This is a genomic window from Sphingopyxis sp., assembly GCF_035250425.1.
Lineage (GTDB): Bacteria > Pseudomonadota > Alphaproteobacteria > Sphingomonadales > Sphingomonadaceae > Sphingopyxis.
In genome coordinates, this window is the sequence record NZ_DATFFD010000196.1 from 1 (window position 1) to 9,641 (window position 9,641).

9 protein-coding genes are annotated in these 9,641 nt (G+C 66.7%); 4 read left to right on the forward strand and 5 right to left on the reverse strand.

The window, feature by feature from the left end:
- The 4 genes from VJ811_RS11680 to radA all read right to left on the reverse strand — a co-directional run.
- The coding region (locus tag VJ811_RS11680) for a cation:proton antiporter (RefSeq protein WP_324072481.1) at positions 1-315 on the reverse strand (315 nt) is incomplete at its 3' end.
- Positions 312-740: an iron-sulfur cluster assembly scaffold protein gene (locus VJ811_RS11685; protein WP_324072483.1), complete on the reverse strand. Its 429-nt coding sequence runs from the start codon at positions 738-740 to the stop codon at positions 312-314. The genes VJ811_RS11680 and VJ811_RS11685, both read right to left, overlap by 4 nt.
- Positions 737-1,282 carry a CvpA family protein gene (locus VJ811_RS11690; protein WP_324072485.1) on the reverse strand — a complete coding sequence of 182 codons (546 nt, stop codon included), beginning with the start codon at positions 1,280-1,282 and terminating at the stop codon, positions 737-739. Before VJ811_RS11690 ends, VJ811_RS11685 begins: the two co-directional genes overlap by 4 nt.
- 10 nt (positions 1,283-1,292) lie before the next feature.
- Positions 1,293-2,654 (reverse strand): DNA repair protein RadA, encoded by a 1,362-nt coding sequence (radA, locus tag VJ811_RS11695; protein ID WP_324072487.1) that lies wholly within the window; start codon positions 2,652-2,654, stop codon positions 1,293-1,295.
- A gap of 211 nt (positions 2,655-2,865) precedes the next feature.
- On the opposite strand from radA, the gene fsa reads away from it, so the two are divergent.
- The 3 genes from fsa to VJ811_RS11710 all read left to right on the forward strand — a co-directional run bounded on the left by fsa (position 2,866) and on the right by VJ811_RS11710 (position 6,021).
- Positions 2,866-3,516 carry a fructose-6-phosphate aldolase gene (gene fsa, locus VJ811_RS11700; RefSeq protein ID WP_324072489.1) on the forward strand — a complete coding sequence of 217 codons (651 nt, stop codon included), beginning with the start codon at positions 2,866-2,868 and terminating at the stop codon, positions 3,514-3,516.
- A 206-nt stretch (positions 3,517-3,722) separates the two neighbouring features.
- Positions 3,723-4,517: a crotonase/enoyl-CoA hydratase family protein gene (locus tag VJ811_RS11705; protein ID WP_324072491.1), complete on the forward strand. Its 795-nt coding sequence runs from the start codon at positions 3,723-3,725 to the stop codon at positions 4,515-4,517.
- 1 nt (position 4,518) lies between these two features.
- Entirely contained in the window at positions 4,519-6,021 is a 1,503-nt protein-coding gene (locus VJ811_RS11710) for an acetyl-CoA acetyltransferase (RefSeq protein WP_324072494.1), read from the forward strand.
- 33 nt (positions 6,022-6,054) lie between these two features.
- Here VJ811_RS11710 and VJ811_RS11715 read toward each other — a convergent pair whose 3' ends face one another.
- On the reverse strand, positions 6,055-7,554 hold the full coding sequence (locus VJ811_RS11715; RefSeq protein ID WP_324072496.1) for an aldehyde dehydrogenase family protein: 1,500 nt from the start codon (positions 7,552-7,554) through the stop codon (positions 6,055-6,057).
- A gap of 164 nt (positions 7,555-7,718) precedes the next feature.
- Here VJ811_RS11715 and acs point away from each other — a divergent pair.
- Positions 7,719-9,641, forward strand: a 1,923-nt coding sequence (gene acs / locus VJ811_RS11720) for an acetate--CoA ligase (RefSeq protein ID WP_324072498.1), incomplete at its 3' end; no start/stop codon positions are given.

Consider the following 9,641-nt stretch of genomic DNA (forward strand, 5'->3'; position numbering starts at 1 on the left):
CGCACGGCGCATGTCCCAGAGCCGCCGCGGCGACAGTTCGAGCCCGACGAGGAAGAGCAGGAAGGCGATGCCGAGCTCGGCAAAGGCGAGCTTCGATTCGCCGCCGCCGACCAGCCCCAGCCCGTGCGGCCCGACGACCGCTCCCGCGATCAAATAGCCGAGCACAGCGCCGAGACCGAGCCGGCGAAAAATCAGCACGAACAATGTCGCAACGCCGAGCAGGATCGCGCCCTCGACCAGTGCGGTGTCGGTCGCGGTTTCGGCCACCCTTTCGGCGGCCTCCGAGGCGGCCGCGGTTAGCGCGAGCAAATTCATGCCGCCGCCGCCCGCTCCTCAAGCGCGGCGATCGCGGCGTCGAAGGGCAGCAGGATCGCACCGTGGCGCGCGGGATAACCCTGCGCCGGCGCGAGCAGGTCGAACCCCGGCCAGTCTGGCCGGTCGCCCGCGCCCGCGAACCAGCTGGCAATCCCGTCGCGCGCGGCGCGCAGTTCGGTTAGGCCGAGTCCCGGCGCGTGGCGCGCAAGCAATGCCGCCGATGCCTGACCCAGCGCGCACGCCTCGACGTGCATACCGATGCGTGCAATGCGCCCGGCGTCATCGGTATCGAGATCGAGGATGATCGCGCTGCCGCACAGCGGCGCACGCCTACTCACCCGGTGGCGCGCATCGACGAGCGGCAGATAGTCGGCGGTCGCGACCGCCAGCGCCAATATGTCGCGATTATAGAGCGGCGCGCTCATGGCTTGCCGGCCCTGGCGGTTTCGGCCTCGGTCTCGCGCGCCTCGGCGCGGCGCTCGGCAATGACCTTGCTCATCGCGCTACTCGTCGCGTTGAGCGCCGGATAGGTGCGGCTGTCGGTCATCCACGCGGGGCGCTGCATAACGCCATACCCTATATCATAAAGCAAAGTGATCAGCATGAAGCCGATCGACGCGATCAGCAGGCCTTTGACCGCGCCGAAACCAGCGCCCAGCCCGCGGTCGAACCCGCCGACCAGCGACGCGCGGCTGCGCTGCCCCATCGCGCGCGATCCCCATTTGGCGAGCGCGAACACGCCGCCGAACAGCAGCACGAAAGCGAGCGCCGCGGCGCCGCCTTCGGTCCCGACCCAGCCCGCGAGCAGGTCGGTCACGAGCGGGTGAAAGAAGCGCACCGCCGCGATCGCGAGGATCCACGCGAGCAGCGTCGTCACTTCCTGCACGAGGCCGCGCGAGAAACCGAGCACCGCGCCGCCGCCAACCAGCACCAGCACGACGATATCCAGAGCCGTCAGACTTCCCATTCGCCGGTCGCTAGTCGCGCCCGAGCATCAGGTCAACGAGTTCGCCGAGACGTTCGAAACCGGTCACCGAAATCCCGCCGACCGCTTTCATGCCCTTCGGCCCCCAGCCGCGCGAGAAACCGAGCTTCGCCGCTTCGCGGAGGCGCAATCCGTCGTGCGAAACCTGCCGCACCTCGCCCGACAGCGACAGCTCGCCGAATATGATTGCGTCGGCGGGCACCGGCCGCTCGCTGAACGCCGAAATGAGCGCCGCCGCGACCGCAAGATCGGCGGCGGGATCGGTGAGCCGGTAGCCCCCCGCGATGTTGAGATAGACTTCGGCCGCGCCCATCTGGAGCCCGCAGCGCGCCTCCAGCACCGCGAGCACCATCGCAAGCCGCCCGCTATCCCAGCCGACCACCGCCCGACGGGGTGTGGCGCCGCTTGCCAGCCGCACGGTCAGCGCCTGCACCTCGACGAGCACCGGCCGGGTGCCTTCGAGCGCAGGGAACACCACCGACCCCGGCACATCTCGCGACCGGTCGGTCAGGAACAGGCTCGACGGGTTCGATACCTCGCCCAGCCCCTCCTCGCCCATCGCGAACACCCCGATCTCGTCGGTGCCGCCAAAGCGGTTCTTCACCGCGCGCAGGATGCGATATTGATGGCTGCGCTCGCCCTCGAACGCCAGCACCGTGTCGACCATATGTTCGAGCACCCGCGGCCCCGCGATCGTCCCGTCCTTGGTGACATGCCCGACGAGCACGATCGCGGCATCGCTGTCCTTGGCATAGCGGATCAGTTCCTGCGCGCTCGCGCGCACCTGGCTCACCGTCCCCGGCGCGCTGTCGATCAGGTCGCTGTGCATCGTCTGGATCGAATCGATCACGACGAAATCGGCCGTCTGCTTGTCGAGCGTCGCGAGGATATCGCGCACCGACGTCGCGCTCGCAAGCGCGACCGGCGCATCGCCCAGCCCGAGCCGCTGCGCGCGCAGCCGCACCTGCGCCGCGGCCTCCTCGCCGCTGATATAGACGACCGACTTGCCCGCCTTCGCGAGCCGCCCCGCCGCCTGCAACAGCAGGGTCGATTTGCCGATCCCCGGATCGCCGCCGATCAGCGTCGCCGACGCCGCGACGAAGCCGCCACCCAGCGCGCGGTCGAACTCGGCAATCCCGCACAGCATGCGGTCGGGCATCTTGCTCTCGGCATCGAGCGTTTCGAGCGACAGCGTTCGCCCACCACGGCTGAGGTCGTGCTTGGCCGAAAAGACGGTTTCGCCCGCCTCCTCGACCAGTGTGTTCCACTCGCCGCAATCAGCGCATTGCCCCTGCCAGCGATAGGTGGCGGAGCCGCAATTCTGGCAAACATATTGACGTTTCGCTTTGGCCATGCGGTTCGCTTAGCGGGAACATATATGGAACGCCAGTGGTTTCAAAACCTTCGTCACCCCGGACCTGATCCGGGGTCTATGCCACGCCGCCGAAATGGATACCGGATCGAGTCCGGCATGACGAAGGAGGCTTGAACAGTTCATATTTCGAGCGCGTTGTTCTAGGGCGGACGCAATTCCGAATCACCTTCCCACAGGAAAGCCCCGCGCCATGAAATTCTTCGCCGACACCGCCGATATCGCCGACATCCAGGAACTCGCCGCGACCGGCCTGCTCGACGGGGTCACCACCAACCCGTCGCTGATCGCCAAGTCGGGCCGCGATTTCAAGGAAGTGACCAAGGAAATCTGCGCGCTGACCACCGGCCCCGTCTCGGCCGAGGTTGTCGCGCTCGACCATGAAACGATGATGAAAGAGGCCGAGATTCTCCGCAAGATCGCGCCGAACGTCTGCATCAAGGTGCCGCTGACCATTGACGGGCTCAAGACGTGCAAGGCGCTGACCGGCGACGGCACGATGGTCAATGTCACGCTCTGCTTCTCGGCCGCGCAAGCGCTGCTCGCCGCCAAGGCGGGTGCGACCTTCGTTTCGCCCTTCGTCGGCCGCCACGACGACAATGGCTTCGACGGGATGCAGCTCATTTCCGACATCCGGCTGATCTACGACAATTACGGCTATGAGACCGAAATCCTCGTCGCGAGCGTGCGCCACGGCATCCATGTGCTCGAAGCCGCGAAGATCGGCGCCGACGTGATGACCGCGCCTCCGTCGGTGATCAAGGGACTGTTCAAGCATATCCTGACCGAAAAGGGCATCGAAGGCTTCCTCGCCGACTGGGCGAAGACCGGGCAGTCGATCTGACAACAAGATCCTCCCCATGGCGAAGCCAAGGGGAGGTGGCAGCGGCGTAGCCGCTGACGGAGGGGTAATGGCGCTGTCATCGAAACCCCTCCACCACCCGCTTCGCGGGCAGTCCCCCTCCCCGCCGCTTCGCGGCAGGGAGGAGCTTTCCAGTTGACGTAAACGTCAACTCACCGCGATACTCCCCCGAAAGGGAGAGATTCGCGATGACCGACACCACCATCCTCACCGAACGCCGCGGCCATATCCTGATCGTCACGATCAACCGGCCCGAGGCGCGCAACGCGGTCAACGCCGCCGTTCATGCCGGCGTCGGCACCGCGCTCGAAGAGGCCGAAAACGACCCTGAAATCCGCGTCGTCGTCATCACCGGCGCGGGCGAGAAAAGCTTTTGTGCCGGCGCCGACCTTGTCGCACTATCGCGCGGCGAAAGCCTCTACCCCGACGATCCGGCGCAGCAGGCATGGGGTTTCGCGGGCATGGTATCGCACCCGATCTCGAAACCGGTCATCGCCGCGGTCAACGGCTTCGCCTTTGGCGGCGGCTGCGAGATCGCACTGATGAGCGACATCATCGTTGCCGCCGATCATGCGCAATTCGGCCTGCCCGAGGTCAAGGTCGGGCTGTTCGCCGCGGCGGGCGGCGCGTTCCGGCTTGCGCAGCAGCTGCCGCGCAAGCTCGCAATGGAATATATGCTGACCGGCGACCCGATCCCCGCCGCGCGCGCCGCCGAATTCGGCCTCGTCAACCATGTCGTCCCGCTCGCCGAGCTGCTGCCCACCGCGCTCGCACTCGCCGAAAAGATCGCCGCCAACGCCCCGCTCTCGGTGCAGGCGTCGAAGCGCGTTGCGCTCGGCATCGACGACGGCCGCATCGCCGCCGACGCGCCGTTTTGGGAGCATAACACCCGCGAACGCGGTGTGCTGATGCGCAGCGAGGACGCCCGCGAAGGCCCGCGCGCCTTCGCCGAAAAGCGCAAGCCGGTGTGGAAGGCGCGCTGATATGACGATGACCGACCCCGAACGTATTCCCGTCATCATCGGGGTCGGACAGATCAACGACCGGCCCGAAGACCCCGACCAGGGGCTCGATTCGCTCGGGTTGATGGTCGCAGCGCTGAAGATCGCCGACGCCGATGCGGGCGGCGGCTTGCTGACCGACCTCGACAGCCTCGCGATCGTCGACCAGATCAGCTTCCACAGCCTCGGCAAACTCCCCGAACCGCTCGCCGCCGCGATCGGCGCAACGCCCGCGATCAACTATCAGTCCGCCGCCCCGCACGGCGACACGCCCGTCCGCCTGCTCAACGAAGCCGCGAACAGGATCGGCGCGGGCGAGGTCAAACTTGCCGCCATCGTCGGCGCCGAGGCGCTCCGCACCGCCGCGGGCCGCGCCGCCAAGGCCGCGAGCGGCGAGGACAAAAGCTATAATGCGATCCGCGAGGTCGCGACGCGGCGCGAGCCCAATTACGCGCAAAAGCACGGCCTCGCCGCGCCGGTCGACGTCTACCCGCTCTACGAGAACGCGACCCGCGCCGCGTGGGGCCAGAGCCTTGCCGAAGCGCAGTTCGAAAGCGCCGAAATCTGGTCGCGCTTTTCCGAAGTCGCCGCCGCGAACGACGGCGCGTGGATTCGCAAGCCCGCGAGCCCCGAGGACATCCTCAAAGTCGACGAACGCAACCGCCCGATCGCCTTTCCCTATTCGAAGCTGATGGTCGCCAATTCGTCGGTCAACCAGGGCGCGGGCTTTATCGTCGCGAGCCTCGCCGAGGCATGGCGCCGCGGCGTCCCCGAAAACCGCCTGATCCATATCGGCATGGGCGCGGCGGCGAAGGAACCGCCAAGCATCCTCCACCGCGACCGCTACGATGGCAGCGTCAGCATGGAGACCTCGATCACGCGCACACTCGAACTGAACGCGATGACGGCCGAGGACTTCGATTTCGTCGAACTCTACAGCTGCTTCCCCTGCGTTCCCAAGATGGCGCGGCGCATCCTCGGCTGGCCTTGGGATCGCCCCGCGACGGTGTTCGGCGGGCTGACCTTCGGCGGCGGCCCAATCGCCAATTATATGAGCCACGCAATCGTCTCGATGGTCGAGAAATTGCGGAGCGAGGGCCGTTATGGCTTCCTGTTCGCCAATGGCGGCTTCGCGACCGACAATCATTGCATCGTGCTGGGTAAACAACCGATTGCCGCAGCGAGCTTCCCGCATGATTTTGATTATCAGACCGAGGCCGAAGCAAAGCGCGGCCCGGTGCCCGAGCTGGTGGAGGATTATGCGGGGCCGGCAACGATCGAGAGCTACACGGTGTTTTACGGCCGCGACGGGGCGCCAAAAGCCGGCGTTGTCGTCGCGCGCACGCCCGAGAACAAGCGCACGCTGGCGCATGTCGATGTGAGCGACGCAGCGATGCTGGCCTTTCTGACCAACGGCACGCAGGAACCGGTCGGAACTGCGGGTCAGGTCGTCGCCCTCGAAACAGGCTTCGGCTGGCGCGCCTAAGCCTCTTCCCTCCCGCTTGCGGGAGGGGATACGTCAAATCTCGAACGAAACCCCCTGCGCCAGCGGCAGCACATCCGAATAATTCAGCGTGTTCGTCGCGCGCCGCATATAAGCCTTCCAGCTGTCCGAACCGCTTTCGCGCCCGCCGCCGGTCTCCTTCTCGCCGCCGAACGCCCCGCCGATCTCGGCCCCCGAGGTGCCGAGATTGACGTTCGCGATGCCGCAGTCGCTCGCGGCCAGAAACCGCTCAGCCTCGCGCATATCGGTGGTGAAGATCGCCGACGACAGCCCCGCCGCGACATCATTGTGCAGCGCGATCACCGCATCGAGGTCGTAATAACGCATCACGTAGAGGATCGGCGCGAAGGTCTCTTCGAGCACCGGCCCGACCTGCCCCGGCATCTCGACGAGCGCGGGCTTCACATAGAAGCTCGCCCCTTCGCCAACACGGTCGCCGCCGTGCACGACGCCGCCTGCGTTGCGGGCGGCGGCCAGTGCGTCCTGCATCATCTCATAGGCCGCGCGGTCGATCAACGGCCCGACGAGCACCTCGCTTGTCAGCGGATTGCCGACGCCGACGCTCGCATAGGCGGCCTTCAGCTTGGCAACGAAACCGTCGTAAATGCTGTCGTGCACGAACAATCGCCGCGTCGTCGTGCAGCGCTGCCCCGCCGTCCCCATCGCGCCGAACGCCACGCCGCGCAGCGCGAGGCCCAAATCGGCCGACGGCGCGACGATCACGCCATTATTGCCGCCCAGCTCGAGGATCGCGCGCGCAAAGCGCTGCGCCAGCCGCGGCGCCACCGCGCGGCCCATTCGCGTCGATCCGGTCGCGGACACCAGCGCGACGCGCTTGTCGTCGACCAGCGCCTCGCCCGCCTCGCGCCCGCCGATCAGCAGTTGCGACAAGCCTTCGGGCGCATCGCCGAAGCGCGCCACCGCGCGCGCGAAAATCGCCTGCGTCGCGAGCGCGGTCAGCGGCGTCTTTTCCGACGGCTTCCACACGACGCTATTGCCGCACACCAGCGCGACCGCCGCATTCCACGCCCACACCGCGACCGGAAAGTTGAACGCCGAGATCACCCCGACGACGCCCAGCGGGTGCCAGACCTCCATCATCCGGTGCCCCGGCCGCTCGGTCGCGATTGTCAGCCCGTATAATTGCCGCGAAAGCCCGACCGCAAAGTCGCAGATGTCGATCATCTCCTGCACCTCGCCCGCGCCCTCGGACGCGATCTTGCCCGCCTCGATCGTCACCAGCTTGGCCAGATCGTCCTTTGCCGCGCGCAATTCCTCGCCGAACAGCCGCACCAGTTCGCCGCGGCGCGGCGCGGGCACGCCGCGCCAGGCGCGAAAGGCCGCGGCCGCGCCGTCCAGCGCGGCGTCGATCATCGCAGCATCGGCGACCTGCACCATACCGAGCTGTTCGCCGGTCAGCGGCGTCACCGACGGCATCGATCCCTCGACCCAGGCGCGCCGGTCGACGCCCAGTCCGTCGAGCAGTTGCCCAACCTCTTCGCCGATCCCGGCCATTATCGATCCTTTCCAAATCGCTGTCGCGCGCGGTCTACTCTCCCCTCCCCGTTCGTGTCGAGCGAAGTCGAGACACCCATCGATGCAGCGCCTAGCCCGATGGGCATCTCGACTTCGCTCGATGCGAACGGCTAAGGGAGACCATAATCAGAGGAGAGTCGTCCGTGTCCGAATTGCCGCCGTCCGAGCCCTTCGTCCCCGTCCCTGCCGACGCTGCGGCGAACACGCATTGCACCGCCGCCGATTACGACCGGCTCTATGCCCAGAGCATCGCCGATCCCGACAGCTTCTGGGCCGAACAGGCGAAGCGCATCGACTGGATCACACCGCCGACGAAGATCGCGGGCTGGTCCTTCGACCCCGTCGAGATCAATTGGTATGAGGATGGCGTCCTCAACCTCTGCCACAACGCCGTCGATCGCCACGTCGCCGCGGGGCATGGGACACGCACCGCGATCATCTTCGAACCCGACGCCCCCGACGGCGAGACGCGGACGATCAGCTATGCCGCGCTGCTCGCCGACATCATCCGCTTCGCCAATACGCTGAAAAAGATGGGCGTCCAAAAGGGCGACCGCGTCACCATCTATATGCCGATGATCCCCGAGGGCGCGGTCGCGATGCTCGCCTGCGCGCGCATCGGCGCGGTCCACAGCGTCGTCTTCGGCGGCTTCTCGCCCGAAGCGATCCACGGCCGCATCGAGGATTGCGGCAGCGATTGGGTGATCTGCGCCGACGAAGGGCTGCGCGGCGGCAAGACTGTTCCCCTGAAAGCCAATGTCGACAAGGCATTGGAGCGCGTGGACGTCAAAGCCGTGCTCGTCATCGCGCACACCGGCGGCGACGTCGCGATGAAGGAAGGCCGCGACCATTGGTACGACGCGTTGTCGGCCGACGTCGACACGACATGCCCATGCGAGCCGATGAACGCCGAGGACCCGCTGTTCATCCTCTACACCTCGGGATCGACCGGCAAACCCAAGGGCGTGCTCCATACCGTCGGCGGTTACAGCGTCTGGACGGCATCGACCTTCTGGTACGGCTTCGACTATCGCCCCGGCGAAATCTTCTGGTGCAGCGCCGACATCGGCTGGGTCACCGGCCACAGCTATGTCGTCTATGGCCCGCTGCAGAATGGCGCGACGACGCTAATGTTCGAGGGCGTGCCCAACTACCCCGACCACGACCGCTTCTGGCAGGTCGTCGACAAGCATCAGGTCAACATCCTCTACACCGCGCCGACCGCGATTCGCGCGCTGATGCGCGAGGGTGACGAATATGTGACGCGCCACGATTTGAGCTCGCTCCGCCTGCTCGGCAGCGTCGGCGAGCCGATCAATCCCGAGGCGTGGCGCTGGTATCACCAGATCGTCGGCAAGGGCCGCGTGCCCGTGGTCGACACATGGTGGCAGACCGAAACCGGCGGGATCATGATCACCACCCTTCCCGGCGCGCATCCGATGCAACCGGGCAGCGCCGGCAAGCCCTTCTTCGGCATTCGCCCGCAGCTGGTGGACGCCGACGGCGGCGTGCTCGTCGACGAACAGCAGGGCGGCGCCACCGAAGGCAATCTCTGCATCACGCACAGCTGGCCCGGACAGGCGCGCACGATCTATGGCGACCACCAGCGCTTCGCCGAAACCTATTTCTCGACCTACAAGGGCAAATATTTCACCGGCGACGGCTGCCGCCGCGACGCCGACGGTTATTGGCGGATCACCGGCCGCGTCGACGATGTCATCAACGTCTCGGGCCACCGCATGGGCACCGCCGAGGTCGAAAGCGCGCTCGTGCTGCACGACCTTGTCGCCGAGGCCGCGGTCGTCGGCTTCCCGCACGACATCAAGGGCCAGGGCATCTACGCCTATGTGACGCTCAACGCCGGGGTCGAGCCGAGCGACGAGATCGTCGCGAGCCTCAAGCAGCAGGTGCGCAAGGAAATCGGCCCGATCGCGACCCCCGACCATATCCACCTGACCCCCGGCCTGCCCAAGACGCGCTCGGGCAAGATCATGCGCCGCATCCTGCGCAAGATCGCGGAGAATGACTTCGGGTCATTGGGCGACACATCGACGCTGGCCGACCCA